We start from the raw sequence: 24,044 nt of genomic DNA, 5'->3' as shown, positions 1-24,044 counted from the left end.
GGGCCGAATGGCGGATCCGTAGGTGGTCGCACGGGTGGTCGTACAGACGTTCGAACTTGGTCTATGGTGGTAGTGGGGGAGGTGAGACCGGATTGATCCAGGAGGTGCGGGTGCCAGGGTTCACGCATCTGCACACCGTTTCGGGTTTCTCCCTGCGGTACGGGGCCTCCCACCCGGAGCGGCTGGCGGCGCGCGCCGCCGAGCGCGGCATGGACGCCGTCGCCCTGACCGACCGCGACACCGTCGCGGGCGCGGTCCGGTTCGCCGCGGCCTGCGCCAAGGAGGGCGTACGGCCGCTGTTCGGGGTGGACCTCGCGATCGACGGGCCGGTACGGGGAGAGGACTCCCGTACCGACCGGCGCCGCACCCCCGTGCGCGGCGGCGCCTTCGTGGACGAGTCCGCGCCCCGCGCGCTCTTCCTCGCCCGCTCCCGGGAGGGCTGGGCCGACCTGTGCCGGCTGATCACCGCCGCGCACGCGGAGGAGGACGGCGCGCACGCCGCCGGGGGCGCCACCGGGCACGCCGCCGGGGGCGGCGCCGGGCACGGTGCCGGGCGCGCCACCGGAAGCGGCACCGGGCGCGCCACCGCCGCCGGCACCGGACGCGGCCCCCGGAACGGAAGCGGCACCGCCGGCCGCGCCGGGCACGGCCCCCGGAACGGCGGCAGCCCCCTGCTCCCCTGGGCGGAGAACCACGGCGACGGCGTGACCGTCCTCCTCGGGCCCGACTCCGAGATCGGGCGCGCCCTCGCCGCCGGCCGCCCCGACCGCGCCGCCCGGCTGCTCGCCCCCTGGCGCGAGGTGTACGGCGACGCCCTGCGCCTGGAGGTCGTCCACCACGGCCGCACCGGCACCGGGCCCGGCTCGCTCCGGCACGCCGCCCGCACCCTCGGCCTCGCCGCCGAGCAGGGCGTGCGCGCCGTGCTCACCAACGCCGTGCGGTACGCCGACCCCGGGCAGGGCCCGGTCGCCGACGTCCTCGACGCGGCCCGCCGCCTGGTGCCCATCGACCCGCGCAAGGGCCTCGACAGCGGTGAGCGCTGGCTCAAGGACCCGGCCGCGATGGCGGCCACCGCCGAGCGGGTCGCCGAGGCGGCCGGGTTCCGCCGCGACACCGCGCACCGGCTCCTGGCCATGACCGAGGAGACCGCCGCCGCGTGCCGGGTCGACCCCGAGGGCGACCTGGGCATCGGCACCGTCCACTTCCCCGAGGCGCACCTGGTCGGCGCCGGCCGGCGCACCGCCGAGCGGGTGCTGCGCTCGCGCTGCGCCGCCGGGATGGTGCTGCGCGGCCACGACCGGAAGCGGGCGTACTGGTCCCGGCTGGAGGACGAGCTGCGCACCATCGAGCGGCTCGGCTTCGCCTCGTACTTCCTCACCGTCGCCCAGGTCGTCGACGACACCCGCGAGATGGGCATCCGGGTCGCAGCCCGCGGCTCCGGCGCCGGGTCCCTGGTCAACCACCTCCTCGGCATCGCCCACGCCGACCCGGTCGAACAGGGCCTGCTGATGGAGCGCTTCCTGTCGGTGCGGCGGCCCGTGCTGCCCGACATCGACATCGACGTGGAGTCCGCCCGCCGGCTGGAGGTCTACCGGGCCATCCTCGGCCGCTTCGGCCCCGAGCGCGTGGCCGCCGTCGCCATGCCCGAGACGTACCGGGTGCGCCACGCCGTACGGGACGTGGGCGCCGCCCTGTCGATGGACCCGGCCGACATCGACCGGATCGCCAAGTCCTTCCCGCACATCCGTGCCCGGGACGCCCGCGCCGCCCTCGACGAACTGCCCGAGCTGCGCGAACTCGCGGGGGAGCGGGAGAAGTACGGGAAGCTGTGGGAGCTGGTCGAGGCGCTGGACGCGCTGCCGCGCGGCGTCGCCATGCACCCGTGCGGGGTGCTGCTCTCGGACGCCTCGCTGCCGCACCGCACCCCGGTGGTGCCGACCAGCGGCGAGAGCTTCCCCATGTCCCAGTTCGACAAGGACGACGTGGAGGAGCTCGGGCTGCTCAAGCTCGACGTCCTCGGCGTGCGGATGCAGTCGGCGATGGCGCACGCGGTCGCCGAGGTCGAGCGGGCGAGCGGCGAGGTGGTCGACATCGACGACCCCGGGCAGGTGCGCCCGGGTGACCCGGCCACGTACGACCTCATCCGTTCCGCCGAGACGCTCGGCTGCTTCCAGATCGAGTCGCCGGGCCAGCGCGACCTGGTCGGGCGGCTCCAGCCGGCCACCTTCCACGACCTGGTGGTCGACATCTCGCTCTTCCGCCCGGGCCCGGTCGCGGCCGACATGGTGCGGCCGTTCATCGAGGCCCGGCACGGACGGGCGCCGGTGCGCTACCCGCACCCCGACCTGGAGGAGGCGCTGAGGGAGACGTACGGGGTCGTCGTCTTCCACGAGCAGATCATCAAGATCCTCGACATCATGACCGGCTGCGGCCGCGAGGAGGCCGACGCGGTACGGCGCGGGCTGTCCGACCCGGAGTCGCAGGGCCGCATCAAGGCCTGGTTCGAGCGGCATGCTCGGGCCAAGGGGTACGCGGACGACGTGGTCGCGCGCACGTGGGAGATCGTCGAGGCCTTCGGGTCGTACGGCTTCTGCAAGGCGCACGCGGTGGCGTTCGCCGTACCGACGTACCAGTCGGCGTGGCTGAAGGCGCATTACCCGGCCGCCTTCTACGCCGGGTTGCTCACGCACGATCCCGGCATGTACCCCAAGCGGCTGCTGCTGGCGGACGCGCGGCGGCGCGGGGTGCCCGTGCTGCCGGTGGACGTGAACCGGTCGGCGGTCGCACACCGGATCGAACTGGTGTCCGGTTCATTGGGGAAGTGGGGCCTGCGGCTGGCCCTTTCGGACGTCCACGGCATGAGCGAGGCCGAGGCGGCGCGGATCGAGGCCGGGCAGCCGTACGCCTCGCTGCTGGACTTCTGGGAGCGGGCCCGCCCCAGCCGGCCCGTCGCCGAACGGCTCGCCCAGGTGGGGGCGTTGGACGAGTTCGGCGGCAACCGGCGCGACCTGCTGCTGCACCTCGCCGAACTCCACCGCCTCCAGCGGGGATCGGGCTCGTACGGCGACCAGCTCCCGCTCGCGGGCGGCCGCAAGTCCGCGCCCATCGGCCTGCCGGACCTCGACGACGCCGAACGGCTCAGCGCCGAGCTGGGCGTGCTGTCCATGGACGCCTCACGCAACCTGATGAGCGACCACCACGCCTTCCTCGCCGAACTCGGCGTGGTCTCCGCGCAAGCGCTGCGGGCGGCCCCGCACGGACAGACCGTGCTGGTCGCGGGCGCCAAGGCGGCCACCCAGACCCCGCCGATCCGGTCCGGCAAGCGCGTCATCTTCACCACCCTCGACGACGGCACGGGCCTGGTCGACCTGGCCTTCTTCGACGACAGCCACGAGGCGTGCGCGCACACCGTCTTCCACTCCTGGCTGCTGCTGGTACGCGGGGTGGTGCAGCGGCGCGGGCCGCGCAGCCTCAGCGTCGTCGGCTCGGCCGCCTGGAACCTCGCCGAGCTGGTGGAGCTGCGGCGCGACGGCGGCCTGGACGCGGTCGCGGCACGGCTGGCCGAACCGATGGCCGCTTCGTCCTCCGACAGCGGGCGGCGGATCACGATGCCCACCGGATACGAGATGAACCCCTGGGCGGACCTGCGCCCGGCGGGCGACGGGACGACGGGGGTTCCGAAGAAGCTGTGGCACCAGAGCCAGGGGAGCGCGGGATGATTCTCTACGTACGATTCCGGCTGGAGCCGACGCGTGAGGCCGTGCTGCCCCAACTGGTCGCGATGCTCGGCGAGTTCACGCCCGTCGTCGAGGCCGCCCCGCCCGACGCCGCGCTCGCCGACGTGCGCGGCGCCGTACGGTACTTCGGGCGCGGCCCCGCCGAGCTGGCCGCCGTGATCCGGGTCCGGGCGCTCGCCCTGCACGGCGTGGACTGCGTCATCGGGGCCGGACCCAACCCGATGCTGGCCCGCATGGCGGCACGGGACGCGGCACCCGGCACGACCCTGGTGGTCGACGACCCGGAGGCGTTCCTGCGCGACAAGCCCGTCGCCGCGCTCCACGGAGTGGGCCCGGCCACCGCCCGGACGCTCTGCTCCTACGGGCTCGACTCCATCGGGCGCGTCGCCGCCGCGCCGCTCGCCGTCCTCCAGCGGATCGTCGGCGCACGGGCGGGGCGCGAGCTGTGGGAGCGGGCGCAGGGCGTCGACCGTACGGCGGTCGTCCCCAACGCCGCGTCCCGGTCGGTCGCCGCCGAACGGGCCTTCGACCGCGACGAGCTGGACCAGGACCGGCACCGGCGCGCCCTGCTGTCCCTCGCGGGGGAGCTGGGCGCGCGCATGCGGGGCGAGGAGCAGGTGTGCCACGCGCTGACGCTGACCGTTCGGTACGCCGACCGGTCGGCGACCACCCGCACCCGCACCCTGCGCGAGCCGACCGCCCACACGGCGGACCTGGCCGGCACCGCGTACGCGATGCACGAGGCGCTCGGGCTCCAGCGCGCCCGGGTGCGGTCCATCGGGCTGCGCGCCGAGGGCCTGATGCCCGCCGAGAGGGCCGCGCACCAGCTCTCCCTCGACCCGGGCGACGACAAGGCGCGGCGGATCGAGGCGGTGGCGGACAAGGCGCGGGCGAGGTTCGGGCCGGGGGCGATCGTGCCGGGGTCGCTGGCCGCCTAACCGCGGGTGAGCCCGGCCTTCGCCAGATAGTGGTCGAGGTGCGCCTGGTCCTGGGTCGCCAGCCCGATGTGGCCGTCCGGGCGGACCAGGAACAGTCCCGCGCCGAGCTCCTCCGCCAGCGTGCCGCCGGTCACCCGGTGCGTGACGATCCCCGACGGCACCCGGGGCGGGGTGCGGTCCACCGCGAGCAGTGTGAAGTGCGGGCCCCGCAGCAGCTCGTGGAGCCGCCGTGAGCCGCCGTCCTCCGTGACGCACGGCAGGTCGGGGGCGCGGTCGCCGGCCTGGACGGCCGTGGGGGCGAGCCGCTCCCGGGTCTCGGTGCTCAGGGCGCTGTCGCGGTAGTGGACCGACAACAGGTGGGTGAGCCTGCCGCGCTGCCGTGCCTTCTCGCTGCCGCCCTCCGGGCTGCGGCCCACCCGGTAGAGCCGGGAGCTGAGTTCCAGGACGTGGGCGGCGGCGGGGCGGCGCTCGGCCTCGTAGCTGTCCAGCAGCGCGTCGGGGGCGTGGTGGCGCAGCACCTGGCCCAGCTTCCAGCCCAGGTTGTAGGCGTCCTGGACGCTGATGTTCAGGCCCTGCCCGCCGCCGGGCGGGTGGGCGTGCGCGGCGTCGCCGGCGAGGAGGACCCGGCCGTCGCGGAACCGCTCGGCCAGCGCCGTGCGGGGCTGGTAGTACGAGTGCCACAGCACGTCCGTCACGGCGTCGGCGGGCAGGTGGGTGCGGGTGGCGATCAACTGCCGCACGGCGTCCGGCGTGAGGTCGCGCTCCTCGTCGTCGGCCCGGGCGTTGAGCTGGAACTGGTCGGTGCCCGGCAGGGGGCACAGCAGCAGGCTGCCCACGCCCCGGCGGTCCGGGTCGTCCAGCCAGATGTGCCAGTGGTCGCGGTCCAGGTCCCGGACGCGTACGTCCGCCACCACGGCCGGGTGCAGATCGCCCTCCTCGCCCTTCATGGCGATCCTCAGCGCGTCGCGCACCGTGCTGTGCCCGCCGTCGCAGCCGACCAGGTACGGCACGGTCAGCGTCCGGCGGCTCCCGTCGGCGTGCGTCAGCTCGGCCAGCACGTGCCGGTCCGTCTGGTGCAGGGACGTGAGGCGGGTGCCGTACTCCACGGTCCCGCCCAGCGCCAGGAACCGGTCGAGAAGGATCTCCTGCGTACGCCACTGGGGAACCAGCCACGGCTCCGGGTACCGCGACACCGGGGCGTCCGGGTCCTGCTCCAGGAGTCGCCAGGTGCCGTCCCGCCGGCCGTCCCGCCAGGTCTGCATGGGCGGGAACGGTCCGCCCTCGGCCTGGAGCGCCGCCATGACGCCGAGGTCGTCGAGGACCTCCTGGGTGCGTGGCTGGAGGCTCTTGCCGCGCGAGCCGCCGAAGAGCTGACCGGCCGCCTCGACGACGTGGGTGCGTACGCCACGGCGGGCCAGGTCGCAGGCGAGGGTGAGCCCGGTCGGGCCGGCACCGACGACCAGGACGTCCACGGCACCCTGCACCGGTGCTCCTCGGTACGGGTCGGTTGTCTGCGGGTCGGCGGGCATCTCTCACCGCTTTCTGCCGTCGGTCACGGCTCTGGAGTGCACGGAACAGCCACCTGCCGCAAGATGCGGCATATGCGGAATATGCCCATGAATCCATCGGCCTCGTCGCGGGACCGCCAACATCCGCCCACATGGCCGGACACCGTCACCTGCCCCTTCGACTTCCATGAGGGCCTGGATTTCGATCCGCTCCTCGCCGACCTCATGGCGCGCGGCCCGGTGACCCGGATCCAACTGCCCTACGGCGACTCGGAGGCCTGGCTGGTCACCAGCTTCGACGGCGTACGGCAGGTGACCACCGACCCCAGGTTCAGCCGCGCGGCCATCGTGGGCCGGGACTATCCGCGGCTGACACCGGAACCGATCGTCTCGCCGGAGTCGGTCAACGTACTGGACCCGCCGCACAGCGGCCGCCTGCGCCGCGCCGCCGCACGGGCGTTCACCAAGAGGCGCGTGGAGCGCATGACGCCGGCCATCGAGCGGGTGACCGGGCGCCTGCTGGACGAGATGGCCGAGCACGGGCCGCCGGCCGACCTGGCCCACCACCTCTCCACCCCGCTGCCGCACCACACCATCTGCGAACTGCTGGACGTGCCCGAGGCCGACCGGTCCGTACTGCTGCACCGTACGCACCGGATGCTGGCCACGGCACCGGAGGCGCGGCAGACGGCGGCGGACGCCAAGCGGTTCCTGCGCGACTACTTCGCCGACGTGGTCGCGCGGCGGCGCCGGGCACCGGGCGAGGACCTGATCAGCGCCATGGCGGCCCCCGGCGCGGACGACGGCGACCGGCCGCTGACCGACGAGGAGTTGGCGGTCCTGGCGGTCACGCTCATCCTCAGCGGCAACGACACGGCCACCTGCCAGATCAGCAACATCGTCTACGTCCTGCTCACCCGCCCGGACCAGTGGGCCGCGCTGGTACGCCGTCCGGAGCGGCTGCCCGGGGTGCTGGACGAGCTGCTGCGGTACATCCCGTTCCGCAAGGGCGTCGGCATCCCGCGCGTCGCGCTGGAGGACGTGGAGGTGGCGGGCGTCCCCATCCGGGCGGGTGACTTCGTCCATGTGTCGTACCTGGCCGCCAACCGGGACCCCGAGGTGTTCCGCGACCCCCATGTGCTCGACCCCGACCGGCCGGCCCACCCCCATATGACGTTCGGCTGGGGCGGGCACCACTGCGTCGCCGCGCCCCTGGCGCTCGCGGAGCTGCGGGTGGCCGTCGGCACCCTGCTCGCGCGCTTCCCCGGACTGCGTCTCGCGGTGCCCGCGCGCGAGGTGCGGTGGGACACGGCCACGATCCGGCGCTTTCCGCTGCGGCTTCCGGTGAGGTGGTAGGGCGCCGGGCCGGGCGGCAGTTTTTACCGACGCGTAACTTCCCAGTTGCCGCTACCCGTGCGTAGCTTGGCATGAGCACGGCATACCCGGCCGTGCTTCCCCATCAGTGGTCCGGGCCACAGGGCGTACCGCCATCGCCCCATCCCCATTCCTTGAGCCGCAAGGAGACCACTCGATGCTGCCCCCACGTCTCCCGTCAGGCATACGCCGCGCGTTCCGGGCTTCGGCCGTCCTGCTGCTGGCCGTCGCCGCGACCCTCGCCCCCGCCTCCGCCGCCCACGCCCAGGGACCCACCAGCGGCTGGAACGACTACGCCTGCAAGCCGTCGCCCGCCCACCCCCGCCCCGTCGTCCTCGTCCACGGCACCTTCGGCAACTCCGTCGACAACTGGCTCGCCCTCGCCCCCTACCTGGTCAAGCGGGGCTACTGCGTCTTCTCCCTCGACTACGGCCAACTGCCCGGTGTGCCGTTCTTCCACGGCCTCGGCCCCATCGAGAAGTCCGCCGAACAGCTCGACGCGTACGTCGACAGGGTCCTCGCCGCCACCGGCGCCCCCGAGGCCGACCTCGTCGGCCACTCCCAGGGCGGCATGATGCCCCGCCACTACCTCAAGTTCCTCGGCGGCGCCGACAAGGTGAACGCCCTCATCGGCCTCGCCCCCGACAACCACGGCACCACGCTGCTCGGCCTCACCGGGCTCCTGCCGTACTTCCCGGGCGCCGCGAAGTGGCTGAACGAGAAGACCCCGGGCCTCGCCGACCAGGTCGCCGGCTCCCCGTTCCTCACCAAGCTCAACGAGGGCGGCGACACCGTCCCCGGCGTCCACTACACCGTCATCGCCACCAAGTACGACCAGGTCGTCACCCCGTACCGCTCCCAGTTCCTCGACGGGCCGAACGTCCGGAACGTGCTCCTCCAGGACCTGTGCCCTCTGGACTTCTCCGAGCACGTGGCGATAGGGCTGTTCGACCGGATCGCGTTCCACGAGGTCGTGAACGCGCTCGATCCGGCGCACGCGACGCCCACCACGTGCGCGTCGGTCGTCGACTGAAGGGTGACCCGTGAAGTTCAGCTACGTCTTACTCCCCGACTACCCGCTCACCGAGTCCCTGGCCTCCATCAGGCTCGCCGACGAACTCGGCTTCCACGCCTGTTACGCCGCCGACGAGACCTGGCACAAGGACATGTGGCTGCTCTTCGCGGCCGCGGCCGGACAGACCAACCGTATCCGCTTCGGCCCCAGCCTCTCCTCCGTCGTCCTGCGCGAACCCACCCTGATCGCCCAGGCCCTCGCCACCCTCGACGAGCTGTCGGGCGGCCGCGCCGAAGGCGTACTGTCCAGCGGCAACTTCGGCCTCCTCGCCCAGTACGGCATCGACTGGGCCCGGCAGCGCCCGCTGTCCCGCACCAAGGAGGCGCTGCACGTGGTGCGCACCCTCCTGGACGAGGGCACCATCACGTACGACGGCGAGTTCTTCACCTACGACGGGCTGTTCACCTTCGCCCGCCCGGTGCAGGAGCGCCTGCCGGTCAAACTGGGCGCGATGCGCGGGCCCAAGTCGTTCGAGGCGGCGGGGGAGTTGTCCGACGGGTGCCACCACGCGCTGAGCTACACGCGTGAGGCGTACGACTACGCCGTGAGCCACATCCGCGCCGGTGCCGAGCGGGCCGGCAAGGACTGGCGGTCGCTGGACATCGGGGCGTGGGTGGTCTTCGCGACCGGGCCCGACTCGGCGAAGGCGAAGGAGGCCGCCCGTTCGATGGTCGGCATCTACGCCTCCTCGATGCCGGAGGAGCAACTGCGCCGCAACGGCGTCGACCCGGCCGAGCTGAAGCCGGTGATCGACGCGATCGGCGCCGGTGACCTCGCCCGGGGCATCGAACTGACCTCGCCGGAGATCGCCGAGCGGCTGTCGGTGTCGGGCACACCGGAGGAGTGCCTCGACAAGATCCGCCGGGAGATCGAGCCGAGCGGGGTGAACCACATGATCTGCGCGATCACCGACCGCGGCCTGGTGCGCGCCTTCACCGGGCGGGACCTGGACGGGGTCGCGGACGTGGACACGCAACTGCGGCTGATCCACGAACGGATCATGCCCGCCTGGGCATGACGGAGCCGGGGCCCGCCCACGCGGCGGGCCCCGGCACGTCTCGTCCTGCCGTCCTACCGCGCGGACTTGCGGCGCGTGGTGGCGAAGAGCACCGCGGCGCCAATCGCCAGGACGGCCGCGCCGCCGATGGCGAGGTAGGTGGTGCTGCCGTCGCCGCCGGTCTCGGCGAGGTTCTCGCCGCTCGCCGCGGCGGCGGGCGCGGGCGACGGGGTGCCGGCGCCGTTGGCCTGGAGCGTGTTGGCCCCGGCGGCCGTGGGGCTCGCGGGAGCGGTCGGCTCCGCCGAGTGCGCGTCGCCCTGCCCCTCACCGTGGTCGTCGCCGCCGTGCCCGCCGTGGTCGACCGTCGACTTGTCCGCGCCGTCCTCGATCTGCTCGTCGGTCGGGGCGGACGCGGTCGGGGCGGGCTTGTCCTCCTTGCCGCCGAACACCACGTCGGAGCAGGTGTAGAACGCCTCGGGCGAGTCGGAGCGCTGCCAGATCGAGTAGATCAGGTGGCGGCCGGACTTCGCCGGGACGGTGCCGTCGAAGACGTACGCGCCGTTCTCCAGCCTGGGGTTGGTGACCTTGGCGAACGGCGTCGCCTCCAGGTCCGACCACTTCAGCGGCTTGGACGGGTCGTAGCCGTCCTTGGTGATGTACAGCTCGAAGGAACCCTTGTGCGGGGCGGTCGCCTTGTAGTGGAACGTGTGCTTACCGGCGGCCAGTCGGGACGACGGCCAGTCGCCACGGGGCAGGTCGAGCCCCTTGTACTTGTCGCGGTTCGCGCTGCACAGCTTGCCGTCCGGGATCAACCGCTTGTGGTTGCCGGCCGCGTTGGCGATGTTGACCTCGTTCCAGTCGTAGAACGCCTGCGGCCCGCTCGCCGCCAGCGCCGCCTTGCACGCCGCCGAATCGGGGCTCTCCGGCCCCTCGGCGTAGCAGGCGGACACCCGGCTGACCGGATCGGTCATCGTGCCGTGCGCCGAGGCCGGCGAAGCGGCCAGTCCGGCGAGCGCGAGCGGCGCGACACCCAGTGCGACGGCGGCGGCAGCCGTGCGGCGGCGATCGGTCATGGTGGCGTTCTCCTTCGACGGGGACGAACAGGTGTGGGGGGTTACGGGACCGGACCCCGGACGGGCGGCGCAGCCCCCCGGCTTCGGCACCGACGGTCCGGACCAGCCCCGTTGATCAGCAAGCTAGCCCCTCGGAGCACCGAAATCGGCCACAAGCAGCGGCAGATGAGGATTCTTATGCTCCGCTTAAGGCAAGGCTAAGAAGACGCTCAGGAAGCGGCTCCTCGGGCGGCCGCCCGCCCTTGGCGGCACGGTGTTCACCGTCCGCCGTAGTCCGCCATGGTCCGCCTGATGCCGTAGTTGGTGGCTCCCTGTATGGCCCACCCGGGGAGCCACCGACCGGTTCTGCTTGACTGCCCGGGGCGACTTGGCGCCCATGGAACGTCTGTGCGGTCGACGCCTGGTCTGGCCGCCGGCAGCGATCATGAGGTGCGGGTCGCTCCTGCACCCTCACTGCCTCTGAGTGACCACAAACGTCCCATTTGGTGGTTTGTGGCAGGTGTGTAGGTCGTCAACGGTTCTAGCTGGGTGGATCAATTACCCATGTGGTACAGGTCTCGGTTCGAGTTCTCGCTTCTTCGCTGTTCCTCTGCCGGCCACCATCACATCCGGGTTTCATGTAGGCATGACCGGACAAGCGATCGCCCTCATCGGCGCAGGTAGCGCACTTGCTGGGGTGCTGTTGACAGGCTCCTTCACGCTTCTGAAGGGACGGCAGGAGCGCATGGATAAGCAGATGGATCGTGACGAGCAGCGACGCATTATGCATCGCGAGGCGCGGAAAGATGCCTACGCTCTATTTCTCACTGCGTATCATGAGGTGCAACGCAAGTTTGAAGAGGTTGCCAGAGTCGCGCAAGGTGAGATCAACGAACCAGTGGCGCCAGAACTGCCTGCTGCAGAGGCAGCGATTATCGCTCTTGGTGAGGCTGGTTCTGTTGTTTCGCTGGAGGGCCCCATCGAAGTTGCCGCAGAGGCACAGCGGCTACACCGTGCTTGCTTCAACCTGCTCGCGACGTTTGCAGAACTCGCTGGTCAACATACGGGTGAGGGGGAGAGGGTCAGGCTGTGGAGGTGCGACTCACCAGAAAGAGACGCCGACCAGGAAGAGGTCAAGCAGGCACGTTTGGCTTTCATCGAGAAGGCGAGGATGGTGCTTGGTGGGGACGCCCCTGGCTTGCACTAGTGTGGATTAGTCGATCCATAGCGGCTGAGGAGATTCGGTGGCCTCATTCTACTCTCGATGAAGATTGTGTCCACAGTTAGGGTAAACAGAGGCGCAATTTCATTCCATAAGGATAGTGACGCTGCGTTCAACGCTGCTCATTTTGATGAGTTCGGGGCGCTCGCGAACCAGAATACGAAGGCAATCCGTTGCAATTTCTATCGCCGCCTGGCTGGCTTCCTGAGCATCCCTAGTAGGCACAGCCACCCCGTGAACTACCCTGCTTCGCAGCCTATAGATTTCGGCCGCTTTGCGGCGCAGGTCATTTCTCTCCGCGCCGGCAGGGTGGATGAGTCGAGCTATGGACGCAGAGACCCGGAAAGTGATTTCGGTCTCCGTGCCAAAGAGTGACTCCCATGCGATAACTGCATCAATAAGGGCATCGTATGGATCTCGACGCTCAGATGAGGCGCGAATGACTCGCATTGGAGCAAGGCCGAGTCTAGCGAGCGATACCTTCTCAAGGCGCCCCATCCACAGGCTCCATTGTTTCACCTGGTCATGTGTCAAAAGAGTGGGAGTTCTATTGGCAAAGAGATGTAGGTCATTCCATCCCCACCCGCCTAGAGGGTCAAAGGCGGTTACAAACGCGTTCCATGTAGGAATCAAAGCCGGAGGGCGGGAGTCCGGCCAGGACAGCAAAAATGAAAGACGGGCTTGGGTTATCTTTTCTTGGAGGTATTCAAGGCTTTTAAGGGACTGATCCGGGTCGAGGTCCGTCTGTCCATCCACGACTGTCCTAGCATGGACACGCGCCCCTAGCAGGACATCGCCTGTATCGCGAATGCGAATTTCGCTACCATCGGGGAGCCTGCTCGCTTGACTGCCGTTATGAAGTAGCCTGATGACATACGGATGATCCTCGGGGCATGCCGCCCTAATGAACCCGTCCTTGAACTCGAACTTCGCATCATCAGGCAGCAATACTCCCGATAGGGCGGTAAGGCCCAGCACCTTGCACTTTCCTCGGCGAAACGCATTTCGGGCCTCCGTAAGAATCTCCGGGATTGCGGAGATCAAGTCCTGCGGAGTCGGATTTTTGAGCTTGAATCTTGCCAGATCCCAGGCGGCTACCAGGATCGACATACCGGCCGATGCGAGTTGCACCGGCCCGCTATTTCCAGTAGATCTAGAAAATCTTACCGCATCCGTGTCCTTACTTGCTGACGTAAATGGGAGATCAGGATCTGCTTTGATCGCCTCCCGAGTAACGAGCTCGGCGTGCGGACTCGACGTCCCTGAGGGCACGAATCCCGTCCCCGACCGCAATAGCAATTCGGGGTAGCACTCATTGGCCAACTTACTCAGTGCGTCGAGAACGGCGTCCCCGGTCGACGTCGGCGGTGTCTCCGGTGGTACGCCCGCCTGTTGACGCAACAGCGCGAGATGGGACATGCCAGTTTGCGGATCGTAGTGGCAAAGCTCTGCCAATGCCGCATGCGGGTGCTCACTATCGGCGATTACATTCGTGCAAACCCATTTGGCGACCTCTTGTTGCTCATTCGATGGATTGGTTGCAGTTTCGCCCAATAGCCATTCGCAAAAGTTGGAACCAAGTGCGTCTCGCAACTCGGCAATAAAGTCTACGCCTTCATTGTTCATCGTTGCGCTACCCCTCGAAAACCCGTGCCGCTTAGCGGCGAACCTGGGCGATTCGATTCAGATGCGAACCAGTCTCCCGCACTGTCCAAAGTGTGGCGCACGGGTCGATCGCTCACGAGTTCTGCATAACAACGCTTTTGCCTTGGAGCTGGACGATCCGGCTCTGCTAGCTCAGACGTCGAGAGCCAGGCCATCTCACCGGCCCGCATGGGCGCCCGCAGCGGTGCAGTGAAGCCGTTGCGCTCGGTCAACAACAAAGGGAGCGAGTGCGTCGCTTGATTCCTCGCATATCGCAAGCCATGCATAAGTCGTCTGCCTATTTCGTTCGAGGTGCGATAGGTTTCGTCAAGGCTTGCTAGCTGCTCGTCTAGTGCCATTGCCCACCAGACCGCTTCGGCGGCCGGTACGAAGCATTGCTCGGGTTTGAACTCACTGTCTAGGATTTCATAGAACCGCACACGCGCCGCATGGAAGCCGTAGTGAGCGACGACGAGCATGTCAGGCAGTGAGGTCTGGTCGGTCACACGTCGACGGTACTGCGCATGAATGCGAATGAGCAGTGATTCCGCACGATTGGTACTTCGGCGCGGTGGTGAGTGCGTGAGGGAGCAGCCGACCGCCCGAGCCGCAGGGGGTTCCCGTCCTTCGCTCACAGGGGCGACCGCCGGGCGCGGCCGGGCCGGGCGAAGACAGTGGCCGGGCCGCGCCGATGCGCGGCCTTTGTGTAAAAGTGGCAGTTCCCTCCACGCCGCGCTGGCCAGCAACGGGCGGTCGGTCGTGCTCCTCCACGTTGCGCGGATCAGCGTGGTCACGAGGCGGCGATCGCCGATGCTAGAGGCGCTTGGGGCGCCTACCCTCAGCCCAAGGCCCGATGGCCAATGGAGCACCATGGCAAGCTTGAGCCAGTGAGGCGGGAAGAGGGGAGAGGACGTGTCACAGCAGGCTAGCCCTCGGGGGACGTTCCTGAAGATTGCCGACGCTGTGAAGGCGCGGGTCGAGGCGGACCCCGACATGACGGAGCTCCCGTCTGCTGCTGACCTCATGCGGGACTACAAGATTTCTCGGGGGGTCGCCCTCCGTGCGTTTGGCGTCCTTCACAAGGACGGCGTCGCGGAACCGGTGCCGGGCGGACGGTGGCGCGTCGTGCGACCAGGCGAGCGAGCCGACCCGCGCCCACTGGACGCCCGGATCGCCGCCATCATCGCGGATGAAGGTCTCACGGTCGGGGCACCGTTCCCTAGCGCTTCGGTTCTGGCAGCGCGGTTCGGAGTCTCCCGTCCCACCGTGACCAAGGCTTTGGGCAAGTTGGAGGCCGCCGGCGTGTTGGCGAGCGGAGGGCAGGGCAAGGCGCGGACGGTCCGCGCCGTGCCGATTCGAGAGGAGCGTTCGTAGCTTGTCGGAGCTGACGGAGTGGGCGTACCCCCTGGCGGAGTCGCTGCTTGCTGAACCGTTGCCACGTCGCTGGAAGCACTGCTTGGGGGTCGCTGAGCGGGCGCGCAGCATCGCGCCCATCCTCGGGGAGGATGCCGAGCTGCTGGAGGCGGCGGCCGTCCTTCATGACATCGGGTACTCGCCAGACCTGGCCAAGACGGGCTTCCACCCTCTGGACGGCGCCCGCTACCTCCGGGACGTGGCACACGCCGACGAGCGGGTCGTGAACCTGGTAGCCCACCACTCATGTGCGTGGATGGAGGCAGAGGCACGGGGCCTGCGCGAGGAACTGGAAGGCGAGTTCCCTCGCGACAGCGCGCACCTTAACGACGCTCTGTGCTACTGCGACATGAACACCACACCGGACGGTACGCCGACCAACCCCATCGACCGAGTCAACGAGATCGCCGGGCGGTACGGGCCCGACAGTCTCATCGGCACGTTCATTCGGCGAGCCGAGCCGGAGATTCTCGCGAGCACGTCTCGCGTCCTCGAACGGGTCGCTACCGCCAGGCGTCAGCCGATGTAGGGGGTCGTCCGCGTGCCATCCATGGCGTGCTCGATCCGGAGCCGCATGGTGGGGTGGATGTCCAACTCCGACAAGTCCGCTGGGTCCACCCAGCGGACTTGTGTCGTCTCGTTACTCGTGCGCAGCTCGCCGCCCACGGGGCGCGCGCGAAAGCAGATGCTGAACTGCTGGCGGACCTCCCCGTCGTCGTACTGCATCACGTGACCGGGGTCGGTGTAGATGCCGGACATGCTGACGACCTCGGCCTTGATGCCGGTCTCTTCCCAGACTTCGCGCACCACGGTGTCACTGATCGACTCACCCGCGTCGTGACCACCGCCGGGCAACGCCCAGCGGCCGTTGTCGGACCGCTGGATCATCAGCACCTGACCCGCATCATTCTGTACGAAGGCCACGACAGACGGGACAACCGAGTTGGCCGGCGGGGCGTCGGGGTCGTGCAGGTAGTCGATGCGTCCCATGCTCAGGCTCCCATAATGTCGCGGTCCGTGATCTGGCGAGCGCCTCCCCAGGTCTGTTCGATGCTATTCGCATAGGTGTCGAACAGACCGCCGCCCGGCATCCGCCGCAAGTGGAAGACGGGCGCCATGTAGGCGCCGATGCCGTACACGTGCGGGTTGACGAGCATCTCGTCATCGGACCGGTAGATGGAGTTGTAGAGCGTAGTCGCGTGCAGTCGGAAGCGGATTTCCGGGTGGCTGTCGAAGAGGGGTCGATAGTTCACCAACGCGTTGCGGATCTTGCCGTCCATGATTCGGTGGCCCTCGTCTATGCCGCGCTGCCGGACCGCTTCACAGCCGGGGTCCCCCAGCAGGATGCGCACCTGGGTGGTTTCCTCAGCCTTCTTCTTCAGGAGATCCAGAAACACAGGGTCCTCGGACAGGAAGAGCCCCGAGTAGACGAGCACGTCAAGGTTCTTCTCCGCCCGCGCGTACAGCTCACGCCAGAGACTGGGCGGCACAGTGTGCCGATGGGGGTAGACAGCGACGATCTCCGCCTTGGTCAAGTCCGTCGCAGTGTCGACCGCGCGGCTGTCGTCCCACAGCGTCGTGACGTCGACGTTGAGCGCTGCGGCCGTTGAGTACTGGTGCCGCCGGTACGGCACTTTCCCCTGCGTGATCCAGCGCTCAACCGTCTTCGGGTTGACTCCGATCTCGTCAGCCAACCCCTGAACGGTCATGCCACGGGCTAACAGAGCTGACCGCAGGCGTTCGTTGGACATCTGCACCCCCGATGGGACGTCTAGGGACTTCTTGACGGTAGCCAGAACTCCCTGAGCTGTCCATGTATGGGGTAACCAACTCCCCTTACCTGCACCGATGCTGATTGTGCGCCAGGAAGTCCGGCGCAAAGCCAAGCGGTTCGTCGGTGTTACTTGACGGACCCCCATGCAGTACCTGTAAAACAGGTACTGCATCCAGGGGGCGCATCGCTCGGCTGGGTGGCGGCTGATGCCGCATGCGCAGAGGGCGGGGACGCTGCAATCCCGCTAAAGGCCAGGGGACAGGGCTTCGGCCCGACTGGCGAGGTGGCCCGGTGACCGCGAGCAACGGCCGGAGGGTGGGGACACAGGTCCCCCTTGCAGTGCTTTATCCCATCCGCCTCCGTGGAGAGGAGCGCCTGATGAGCCAGCGAAGTACCTCGGCGTCGCTCGTGCTGGACCGGCACGCCGGCTATGCCACCGCGTCTCCCTGATCCGCCGCTCGGCGCACCGGGCTAGCCGGTGACTCGCGGAGTCAGGTCACCTGCGCAGCAGTGCTGCGGCCGGTTGCCTCCTCCGCCCGTCCGGGGCCCCTGGCGGGGTGCCGTACGGGCGGGGTTGAGGGGAGCCGGAACAATCCCGTTCGCTCCGTGAGGAGTTCTCATGGCCGTTGTTGAGATCGTCTCGTTCGGCTACCTGCACGGTGCGCCGCCCGAGGCGCACCTGACCATCGATCTCCGTCACCACTTCCGTGACCCGCACGTCAGCCCGGAGCTGCGGCACATGACCGCAGATGACGAGCCGGTTCGCGCGGCGGTGCTGAGCACGCCCGGCATCACGCACCTGGTCGAGGCCACGGTGGCTGCGGTTGGCGCGTTCGCCTCGGGGCCCAGCGCCGGTGAGGTGACCGTGGTTGACGGATGCGCGGGCGGCCGGCACCGGGCCCCGACGTTCGCCCGCGTGCTCGCCGACTGCCTCCGCGATGCCGGTCACAGCGTCACCGTGCGGCACCGGGACATGCACAAGAGCGTCGTGCAGCGCTGACGGCTGCCTGTGGTCCCGGACTCGCTTGCCGGGGCTGCGGGGAGCCGGACCGGATTGGCCGGCCTGGGCCCGCATCGAAGGAGTTCGCCTGTTCGGCAAGAAGTCGCAGCAGCAGTCCTCCGACCTGACCATGCCCGCTGCGGTCAAGCGCAGCCAGAAGGTCTACGACCGGATCGCCTCCGGCAAGGCCAAGAACGCCGCTGCCGAGCTGGACGCTGCCCACGGGCGCGGCAGCAAGCGCAAGTAGTCCACCAATCGACCCCACGACGTGCGCCCCCAGAGCTGGTATCTCCGGGGGCGCTGTCGAGCCGTAGAACCTGCTAGGGAGACCACGACTCATGAAGCACATCGTTGCACTTCAGACGGCTGTTACCGCGACCGCGTTCCATGAGGAGCCGACGGCTGCGGAGCTGGATGCGATCGACCGCGAGATGCCGCTGATCCGGGCAGAGGTCGAGCTGCTGGACGCGCAGATCACCGTTCTGGACCGGCCCGCCAGCGAGCTGGACGCCCGTCGGATCCGCCGGGCCCGTCGCCGGATGCTGGCCGCCCGGCGGGAACTGACGAACCGGGGCGCGGCGGGTTCGCCGGAGGTGGCCTGATGGCCGCCGGCACCTACACGGCGCAGATGTCTGTGAGCCGGTGGACGGGCCGCTGGCGCCTGTACGTGGCGCTGTTCGGCGAGCCGTCGTCGCAGTGGCCGGAGTACGAGTTCGACGGCGTCCTGGTGCCGACTGTGGCAGCGCGTTCACGGGCGCTGAACAAGCTCGGGTACGCGTTCACGGACGGCGCCGAATGGACCTGGACCGAGGACAGCGCGGTTCCTGACGACACCGCCTCGCCCGTGCTGCTGATCGCCTCCGCGACCGTGCGGGAGGTGGGCCCGTGAACGCCGTTCAGATCCGGTCAGCCGAGCGCGCCCTGTCGGCCGGAACGTGGCTGATCGTCTGCGGAGCGATGCTGTACTCCATCCTCACCGTGACCCCGCTCATGGCGAAGCACACGCCTGCTGCGTGGGACTGGACGGCGCCGATCCTGCCCCTGGTGGTGGACGCCGCCGTCGTCATCGTCGTCCGCCTCGACGCCGTGCTGGCCCGGTTGGGTGGGCACGGTGGCCGGTGGCCGATCGCACTGCGGTGGATGACCGGCGGCATGACCCTGGCCCTGAACATCGCCGACTCCGCCCTGAAGAAAGACCTGGTCGGAGTGTGCGTGCATGCAGTGGCGCCGCTGCTGCTGATCGTCACAGCAGAGACCAGCCTTGCCTACCGCCGCGCCATCTCCGCCGCCCTCACCGCCCTGGATGCCCGGCAGCGCGCCGAGCAGATCGAGCGGGAACAGGCAGCGGCCCGGGAGCGGGAGGCGGCCGAACGCCGGGCCCGCGAGGAGCGCGAGCACGCAGCCATGTTGGCGCGTGAACAGCGTGAACACGAAGCCAGGCTGGCCCGTGAGCACGCCGAGCGGGAGGCCGCTGCACGGCGCGAGGAAGCCGAACGTGCCGCAGCGCGCGAGCGGGCGGAGCTGGAGGCTCGTGAACGCCGTGAACGCGAGCGTGAACAGCAGCAGCACGAGCGTGAACGCCTTGAACGCGAAGCCGCTCATCGCCGCGAAACCGAGCGCAGGCAGCGCGAGGAACGGGCCGCTCGTGAACGCGCCGCACTCCTGTCCGGTGGGCCGGTGAACGGGAAGGTTCCGGAGGACCAGGCGCGCCGGATCGTGCATGCCGCCTTCGGTGAGGGCCTGCCCGTGCGGGCGGCAGCCGACCTGTGTGGTTGGTCGATCGGCTGGGTGTCCTCCCGCTACCAGGAACTCCGCGACCGCTCGCAGACGGCCCCGCGTGAGCTGGAAGGCGCCGTGAGCTGATGGCCGCGCTTCCCGTCTACCGGTGGAGCCTGGCCCCCGACGGCTACGCCACCTACCGCCAGCTCCGCGCGATGGGCTTGCGGCCGGGTGGGCAGGGCGTCGCAGCCGAGCTTCAGCGTCCGCGCCGCCGCCGTGGGCCGCTGGTCGCCTACCTGTACCGCATCGACCGGGCCAAGCCCGTACGGCCGATGACCCCGGCTCGCTGGGCTGCGCTCACCAAAGCGAACGCCGCTCAGCAGATCTGCCCCAACTGCCGCCGCGACGCGGGTTACCGCATCCCGCGATCGCACGGCATGTGCGGATTCTGCATAGCCCGCGAGGAACAGCGCGCTGCCTGATCAAACGCGTAAGGCCCGGACGCTGCCGGCCAAAGCACTGCGTCCGGGCCCCTCACCTCCCGAAGGAGAGCCCCAGCATGACGGACACCACCATCACTCCGGTAGCGGGCCCCGAAGCCCCACCGGACCCCACGCCTCCTCCGTCGCCCGAGCCCACGCCCGCCCAGGCCCCGATGGCTGAGCTGGAGCACACGCCCGGCGGGTGGCCGGTCGTTCCCCTCGCGGTGGCCGGCACGAACACCACCGCATCTCTGCTGGCTACCGCCTCTCTGGTCGGCGGACCGGTCGCCCTGGCCCTCGCCGCCACCGGCGCGGTCGTCCTGGGCACCGCCGCCGCCACCCGCAAGCACCGCCAGCAGACGCAGCCCGGCAACAGCACGCGCCGCAGCCTCCGGGCCATGGCGCCCCGACGTGGAGCTACGCGAGGTGGGACGCGTTCGGGTTCGACCGGGCGGGTGGTGCCGCAGTCCCGTAACGGGAACCCCGGCACCACTAAGGCCGCTGGTCGCGGAGGCAAGGCAGGCAGGCGGCCCAGCCGCCAAGGTACGACCGCCCACCGGGCCGCCACACCTTCCACCCAAGGAAGGCCCACGTCTTCCCTGGGTGGAAGGAGCCGTCTGGCCCGCACGGCTGGCCTGTCCTCAACGGCACCGGGTCAGGATCGCGGTGGCCGTCTCGGGCAAGTCAAGGCGCTCCGGGACGCTCAGCGCCAGGCGGCACCCTCCCGGGCTGCCCGCCGCGCTGAAACCACCGGCGCCCGCCGGGCGATCGCCGACGCGCGGCGGGACGCCAAGCAGCAGGCCCGCGCCGCCGGGGCCACGAAGAAGGGGCCCATCGGCCGAGCGGTCGCGGCGGGGCTGAACAAGGCTGGTGCCCTGCGGCGGGCGGCCGTGGACCGCGCCCGCAAGGCGCGCGACCAGCAGACCGGCGGCACGATCGCCCAGCAGCGCTCGTCGGTACGCAGGGCCCCCGCCCGCAAGCGTGCCCGCAAGGCCCTATGGCGGTCCGCAGCACGCTTCCAAGGTCGCTGCCTGCTGGCCGCGCTGCTGGCCGGCGCGCTCGGACTGGTCGGCCTTGTCACCACGCCGATCGGCCGCAAGCTGCGGTGGGCGTGGCTGCAAAACCCAGGCCGACGCCTGTACCGGCGCCTGATGCAGGCCGCCCGCGACCAGCGCGCTCAGCGGGAGCAGGAGATCCGAGCAGCGCAGCAGGACGAGGAGGCCGCCGCCAACGCGGAAGCGGCCGACGACGGCACCGAGCACATCGGGGACACCGCCGAACGCCCCGCCGGCCTGGTCCCCGCCACACCTACCCCCGCGAGTGAGGGAGACAGCGTGTCTGGTTTCCGGTTCGAGGACTACGCGGCGGAGATGGAAGCCGCTGCCAGCAACTACAACCCCGATGACTGCATGGAGATCCTCTCCATGATCGAGGGCCTGCCCAACGCGCTCACCAGCGTCGCCAATGTCATGCGGATCCTGGCGGAGCGGTCCGACTCGGAGTTCCCGCTGGAGAAGGAAGTGGCGGGCTCGTTCAACGACGCCTTCGGCGCGGTCATGGCGGCCGTGGCGGTCGCGGAGGACATGGGGCCGCTGTTCCGCCAGGTGCACGCCCAGGACATCGCCCGCTTCGAGGACCCCCGCAACGGCACCCAGGCAGAGAAGGGCTGGAACGTCTGACCATGACCACCAACACACAGGCCAAAACCGGGCCGGTGTGGGACTACAGCGCCGGTCACGGACCCGTGACCGGCGCTCTGTCCGCCACCACCGGATGCCTCGCCGTCGCCACCACCGGAGCCGCAACCGGCATGCCCCCCGGCTGGACTCTCGCCATCGGCACGGCCGGCGCCATCGGCCACACCATCACCAGCCTTCGCGACCGCCTCTCCGCTCGCACCGTCTCCACGCGGGCCGCATCGTGGCTCGTCGGGGCGGGCTGGACGACGTGGGCCATGACCACCGGCCCCCTGTCCTGGGCCGCACTCGGGTCACTGGCCACCCTCGGGGTCGGCATGGGGGCCGCCGCCCGCGCCACCCTCCTGTACGAGGAGGCACGCGAGCTGGAGGCCATCGCCGCCGCTGAACGGCAGGTCGCCCGCGAGCTCTCAGCCGAGCGCCGGGCGATCGCCGCTGAGTGGGTGGACCGTATCCAGCGGGTGTGCGGGATCACGGTGCGGGTGGTGGCGGTGGAGATGTGGCCCACCGGCACCGGATTCACCATCGACGCCGAACTCCCCGCGGGCGGTACCACCTACGACCGCATCGCCCGCGAAGCCGCCCGCCTGTCCGCCGACGCGCGGCTGCCGCACGGCTGCACCGCCACCGCCTCCCAGGGCATCGACCAGGGCCGCGTCCTGATCGACGTGACCACGGTCAACGTCCTGGAAGCCGAAATCACCTACCCCGCCGACTACAGCCCGCTGTCCCTGCACACCGGTATCCCCTGGGGGCTTCGGACGAACGCGGACGAGATCCGCGCCTATCTCCGCGAGCAGTGCGCCCTGGTCGTGGGGCCGACGGGGTCGGGCAAGACGAACATGGTCCACACGATCCTGGCCGGGTTCGCCCGCGCCACCGACATTCTCACCTGGGTCATCGACCTCAACGCCGGGTCGGCCGGCCTGCCGTGGGTACGGCCCGCACTCGACTCCGCCGGCCAGACCACCAACGGCATGCGGCCGGGCATCGACTGGCTGGCCGCATCCCACGACGAAGCCATGCTCATGCTGGACACAGCGGTGAGGATCGCCAAGCACCGCAAGATGGCCTACCAGGACCTGATGTCCAAGGCGAACACCGACCTGCTGCCGGTCAGCGAACGGATCCCGCAGATCATGCTCGTGATCGATGAGGGTGCTGAGATTCTCGCCGCCCCGGACAAGCCCTCACGGGTCCTGGCAGCGAAGATCCTGGAAGTGATCAGGATCGCCCGCGCCATGGGCATCCGCACCGTCCTCACCGCGCTCGGGGCGACCGGATCGGTCCTGGGCAACCTGATGATCCGCCGCGAAGCCAAAGTCAGGGTTGCCCTGACCGGTGGCGAGACCGAAGGCATGGACCTGAGTAAGCAGTTCCCCGGCTCACGCGGCCTGCGCGTCGACCAAGCCCCCTATAAGGGCTCGGGGTTCATGGGGACGCCCGAGTCACCGGCGGGGCTGTTCAAGTCGTGGCGGATCCTGCCCAACCAGATCCGCGACATCGTCGCCGCCACAACCGACCGGCACCCCACATTGGACGCCATCTCGGCCAAGGCCGCCGGGCCGGACTACGCACGCCGCTGGGACATGGCTCGCACCGCATGGATGCGCGACGACACTCTCAGCAGCACGCCGGCCGACCCGCAGACCCCAACGCCGGGCTACCTGGCGGGCGGGCTGAACCTGTCCGCCCTGCGTGACGAGCGGACGACCGTCGCGGAGACGGACGAGGAGGTGCTGGCGCGGAAGTTCCGGGAGCAGATCGACGCCCAGTTTGCCACCGCTCCCGAGCCCGGCACGGACGCTCCGTCGTCTGGGAAGCCGCCCACGGCGGGGCTGAACCTCTCCGCGCTCCGCAGCGAGGACAACGCCGCCAAGGAAGCCGCACTTGCGGTGCTGCTGGCCGCCGGGCCGGAGGGCACGGGGGCGTCCGCGATCGCCCGCGCACTCGCGGACGAGCACGGCACCACCCGGCAGACGGTCGTGGGCTGGCTCAAGACGTGGACGGACGAGGGGATCGCGGTGCGGATCGGGGAAGGCACCAAGACCCGCTACGTTCACCACCGCCACACCCCCGAGGCCCCGTGAGCAGATGTGGGGGGTGGGGACACGGATACCAAATCCAGTCCCGAGCTGGCTGCCGGGGACCTTTTACACCCACCCCCCATGGCCGCGAGTCCCTAATGATCTCCGTCCGGCCCAACGCTCCGCACAGTAACCGGAGCCACTGACAACGCCCCGAGAGATGACCTGCTGTCGACTTGTCGCCCCGGCGGCTCGAAGGCCGCTGGGCTGCCCTGTGGGGGCCGGAAACGGGCTTTGACCTGCAAGGCGACAAGCGACAAGACAAGACAAGCGACAAGCCGCACGACAAGTCAGACGACAAGCGACACGACAAGCCGAGCACCGG

Annotated in this window: 21 protein-coding genes; 15 read left to right on the top strand and 6 right to left on the bottom strand. The window is 69.8% G+C overall.

What is annotated here, in order from left to right; genetic code table 11:
* The first annotated feature begins 110 nt into the window (after nt 1–110).
* Both ACZ46W_RS26305 and ACZ46W_RS26300 read left to right on the top strand, forming a co-directional pair.
* Nucleotides 111–3,719: a DNA polymerase III subunit alpha gene (locus tag ACZ46W_RS26305; protein ID WP_468342126.1), complete on the top strand. Its 3,609-nt coding sequence runs from the start codon at nt 111–113 to the stop codon at nt 3,717–3,719.
* On the top strand, nt 3,716–4,675 hold the full coding sequence (locus ACZ46W_RS26300) for a DNA polymerase Y family protein (protein WP_468342123.1): 960 nt from the start codon (nt 3,716–3,718) through the stop codon (nt 4,673–4,675). The genes ACZ46W_RS26305 and ACZ46W_RS26300 overlap by 4 nt, the downstream gene beginning before the upstream one ends.
* On the opposite strand, the gene ACZ46W_RS26295 is transcribed toward ACZ46W_RS26300, so the two are convergent.
* Nucleotides 4,672–6,159, bottom strand: a complete 1,488-nt coding sequence (locus tag ACZ46W_RS26295; protein ID WP_468342120.1) for an FAD-dependent monooxygenase — start codon at nt 6,157–6,159, stop codon at nt 4,672–4,674. The genes ACZ46W_RS26300 and ACZ46W_RS26295 overlap by 4 nt on opposite strands.
* 132 nt (nt 6,160–6,291) lie before the next feature.
* On the opposite strand from ACZ46W_RS26295, the gene ACZ46W_RS26290 reads away from it, so the two are divergent.
* The 3 genes from ACZ46W_RS26290 to ACZ46W_RS26280 all read left to right on the top strand — a co-directional run bounded on the left by ACZ46W_RS26290 (nt 6,292) and on the right by ACZ46W_RS26280 (nt 9,650).
* Complete coding sequence (locus ACZ46W_RS26290; RefSeq protein WP_468342118.1) at nt 6,292–7,539, top strand: cytochrome P450; 1,248 nt, start codon at nt 6,292–6,294, stop codon at nt 7,537–7,539.
* 175 nt (nt 7,540–7,714) lie between these two features.
* Nucleotides 7,715–8,590: an esterase/lipase family protein gene (locus ACZ46W_RS26285; RefSeq protein WP_468342115.1), complete on the top strand. Its 876-nt coding sequence runs from the start codon at nt 7,715–7,717 to the stop codon at nt 8,588–8,590.
* A gap of 10 nt (nt 8,591–8,600) precedes the next feature.
* The gene (locus ACZ46W_RS26280; protein WP_468342112.1) at nt 8,601–9,650 is read left to right on the top strand and encodes an LLM class flavin-dependent oxidoreductase; all 1,050 of its coding nucleotides are present in this window, start codon (nt 8,601–8,603) and stop codon (nt 9,648–9,650) included.
* A 53-nt stretch (nt 9,651–9,703) separates the two neighbouring features.
* On the opposite strand, the gene ACZ46W_RS26275 is transcribed toward ACZ46W_RS26280, so the two are convergent.
* Nucleotides 9,704–10,702 carry a lytic polysaccharide monooxygenase gene (locus tag ACZ46W_RS26275; protein WP_468342109.1) on the bottom strand — a complete coding sequence of 333 codons (999 nt, stop codon included), beginning with the start codon at nt 10,700–10,702 and terminating at the stop codon, nt 9,704–9,706.
* 625 nt (nt 10,703–11,327) lie between these two features.
* Here ACZ46W_RS26275 and ACZ46W_RS26270 point away from each other — a divergent pair.
* The gene (locus ACZ46W_RS26270) at nt 11,328–11,888 is read left to right on the top strand and encodes a hypothetical protein (RefSeq protein ID WP_468342107.1); all 561 of its coding nucleotides are present in this window, start codon (nt 11,328–11,330) and stop codon (nt 11,886–11,888) included.
* A 99-nt stretch (nt 11,889–11,987) separates the two neighbouring features.
* On the opposite strand, the gene ACZ46W_RS26265 is transcribed toward ACZ46W_RS26270, so the two are convergent.
* Nucleotides 11,988–13,529, bottom strand: coding sequence for a hypothetical protein (locus tag ACZ46W_RS26265; RefSeq protein WP_468342104.1), 1,542 nt, complete (start codon nt 13,527–13,529; stop codon nt 11,988–11,990).
* Complete coding sequence (locus ACZ46W_RS26260) at nt 13,526–14,053, bottom strand: hypothetical protein (RefSeq protein ID WP_468342101.1); 528 nt, start codon at nt 14,051–14,053, stop codon at nt 13,526–13,528. Before ACZ46W_RS26260 ends, ACZ46W_RS26265 begins: the two co-directional genes overlap by 4 nt.
* A 406-nt stretch (nt 14,054–14,459) precedes the next feature.
* Here ACZ46W_RS26260 and ACZ46W_RS26255 point away from each other — a divergent pair, with 406 nt between their 5' ends.
* Together ACZ46W_RS26255 and ACZ46W_RS26250 are read left to right on the top strand one after the other, a co-directional pair.
* Nucleotides 14,460–14,921, top strand: coding sequence for a GntR family transcriptional regulator (locus ACZ46W_RS26255; RefSeq protein WP_468342098.1), 462 nt, complete (start codon nt 14,460–14,462; stop codon nt 14,919–14,921).
* Between the two features lies 1 nt (nt 14,922).
* The gene (locus ACZ46W_RS26250) at nt 14,923–15,489 is read left to right on the top strand and encodes an HD domain-containing protein (protein ID WP_468342095.1); all 567 of its coding nucleotides are present in this window, start codon (nt 14,923–14,925) and stop codon (nt 15,487–15,489) included.
* Here the strand turns inward: ACZ46W_RS26250 and ACZ46W_RS26245 are convergent.
* Both ACZ46W_RS26245 and ACZ46W_RS26240 read right to left on the bottom strand, forming a co-directional pair.
* Nucleotides 15,477–15,950: an NUDIX domain-containing protein gene (locus tag ACZ46W_RS26245; RefSeq protein ID WP_468342092.1), complete on the bottom strand. Its 474-nt coding sequence runs from the start codon at nt 15,948–15,950 to the stop codon at nt 15,477–15,479. The genes ACZ46W_RS26250 and ACZ46W_RS26245 overlap by 13 nt on opposite strands.
* A 2-nt stretch (nt 15,951–15,952) precedes the next feature.
* On the bottom strand, nt 15,953–16,711 hold the full coding sequence (locus ACZ46W_RS26240) for a helix-turn-helix domain-containing protein (protein WP_468342089.1): 759 nt from the start codon (nt 16,709–16,711) through the stop codon (nt 15,953–15,955).
* Between the two features lie 642 nt (nt 16,712–17,353).
* Between ACZ46W_RS26240 and ACZ46W_RS26235 the strand changes: the two genes are divergently transcribed.
* From ACZ46W_RS26235 to ACZ46W_RS26205, 7 genes are all read left to right on the top strand, one after another.
* A complete protein-coding gene (locus ACZ46W_RS26235; protein ID WP_468342086.1) occupies nt 17,354–17,734 on the top strand; it encodes a RapZ C-terminal domain-containing protein in 381 nt (126 codons plus the stop codon).
* 338 nt (nt 17,735–18,072) lie between these two features.
* The gene (locus tag ACZ46W_RS26230) at nt 18,073–18,336 is read left to right on the top strand and encodes a DUF6284 family protein (RefSeq protein ID WP_468342083.1); all 264 of its coding nucleotides are present in this window, start codon (nt 18,073–18,075) and stop codon (nt 18,334–18,336) included.
* On the top strand, nt 18,336–18,623 hold the full coding sequence (locus tag ACZ46W_RS26225; protein ID WP_468342081.1) for a DUF6303 family protein: 288 nt from the start codon (nt 18,336–18,338) through the stop codon (nt 18,621–18,623). The genes ACZ46W_RS26230 and ACZ46W_RS26225 overlap by 1 nt, the downstream gene beginning before the upstream one ends.
* Entirely contained in the window at nt 18,620–19,597 is a 978-nt protein-coding gene (locus ACZ46W_RS26220) for a DUF2637 domain-containing protein (protein WP_468342079.1), read from the top strand. Before ACZ46W_RS26225 ends, ACZ46W_RS26220 begins: the two co-directional genes overlap by 4 nt.
* Nucleotides 19,597–19,935 (top strand): RRQRL motif-containing zinc-binding protein, encoded by a 339-nt coding sequence (locus ACZ46W_RS26215; RefSeq protein WP_468342076.1) that lies wholly within the window; start codon nt 19,597–19,599, stop codon nt 19,933–19,935. The genes ACZ46W_RS26220 and ACZ46W_RS26215 overlap by 1 nt, the downstream gene beginning before the upstream one ends.
* Nucleotides 19,936–20,825: 890 nt before the next feature.
* The gene (locus tag ACZ46W_RS26210; protein WP_468342073.1) at nt 20,826–21,614 is read left to right on the top strand and encodes a hypothetical protein; all 789 of its coding nucleotides are present in this window, start codon (nt 20,826–20,828) and stop codon (nt 21,612–21,614) included.
* Nucleotides 21,615–21,616: 2 nt separating this feature from the next.
* Nucleotides 21,617–23,722 carry a hypothetical protein gene (locus tag ACZ46W_RS26205; RefSeq protein WP_468342070.1) on the top strand — a complete coding sequence of 702 codons (2,106 nt, stop codon included), beginning with the start codon at nt 21,617–21,619 and terminating at the stop codon, nt 23,720–23,722.
* Nucleotides 23,723–24,044 lie beyond the last annotated feature (322 nt).

The sequence above is a fragment of the Streptomyces sp. NPDC031064 genome (genome assembly GCF_055570965.1).
Note: the sequence above shows the minus strand (reverse complement) of the source record. Positions and strands in the feature narration are given on the sequence as shown.

Bases quoted from the DNA above. Each gene is read 5' to 3' on its own strand.
- ACZ46W_RS26215 (WP_468342076.1), top strand. From the start codon at position 19,597: ATGGCCGCGCTTCCCGTCTACCGGTGGAGCCTGGCCCCCGACGGCTAC.
- ACZ46W_RS26240 (WP_468342089.1), bottom strand. From the start codon at position 16,711: ATGTCCAACGAACGCCTGCGGTCAGCTCTGTTAGCCCGTGGCATGACC.
- ACZ46W_RS26290 (WP_468342118.1), top strand. From the start codon at position 6,292: ATGAATCCATCGGCCTCGTCGCGGGACCGCCAACATCCGCCCACATGG.
- ACZ46W_RS26275 (WP_468342109.1), bottom strand. From the start codon at position 10,702: ATGACCGATCGCCGCCGCACGGCTGCCGCCGCCGTCGCACTGGGTGTC.
- ACZ46W_RS26235 (WP_468342086.1), top strand. From the start codon at position 17,354: ATGGCCGTTGTTGAGATCGTCTCGTTCGGCTACCTGCACGGTGCGCCG.
- ACZ46W_RS26265 (WP_468342104.1), bottom strand. From the start codon at position 13,529: ATGAACAATGAAGGCGTAGACTTTATTGCCGAGTTGCGAGACGCACTT.
- ACZ46W_RS26245 (WP_468342092.1), bottom strand. From the start codon at position 15,950: ATGGGACGCATCGACTACCTGCACGACCCCGACGCCCCGCCGGCCAAC.
- ACZ46W_RS26270 (WP_468342107.1), top strand. From the start codon at position 11,328: ATGACCGGACAAGCGATCGCCCTCATCGGCGCAGGTAGCGCACTTGCT.
- ACZ46W_RS26205 (WP_468342070.1), top strand. From the start codon at position 21,617: ATGACCACCAACACACAGGCCAAAACCGGGCCGGTGTGGGACTACAGC.
- ACZ46W_RS26230 (WP_468342083.1), top strand. From the start codon at position 18,073: ATGAAGCACATCGTTGCACTTCAGACGGCTGTTACCGCGACCGCGTTC.
- ACZ46W_RS26285 (WP_468342115.1), top strand. From the start codon at position 7,715: ATGCTGCCCCCACGTCTCCCGTCAGGCATACGCCGCGCGTTCCGGGCT.
- ACZ46W_RS26300 (WP_468342123.1), top strand. From the start codon at position 3,716: ATGATTCTCTACGTACGATTCCGGCTGGAGCCGACGCGTGAGGCCGTG.
- ACZ46W_RS26225 (WP_468342081.1), top strand. From the start codon at position 18,336: ATGGCCGCCGGCACCTACACGGCGCAGATGTCTGTGAGCCGGTGGACG.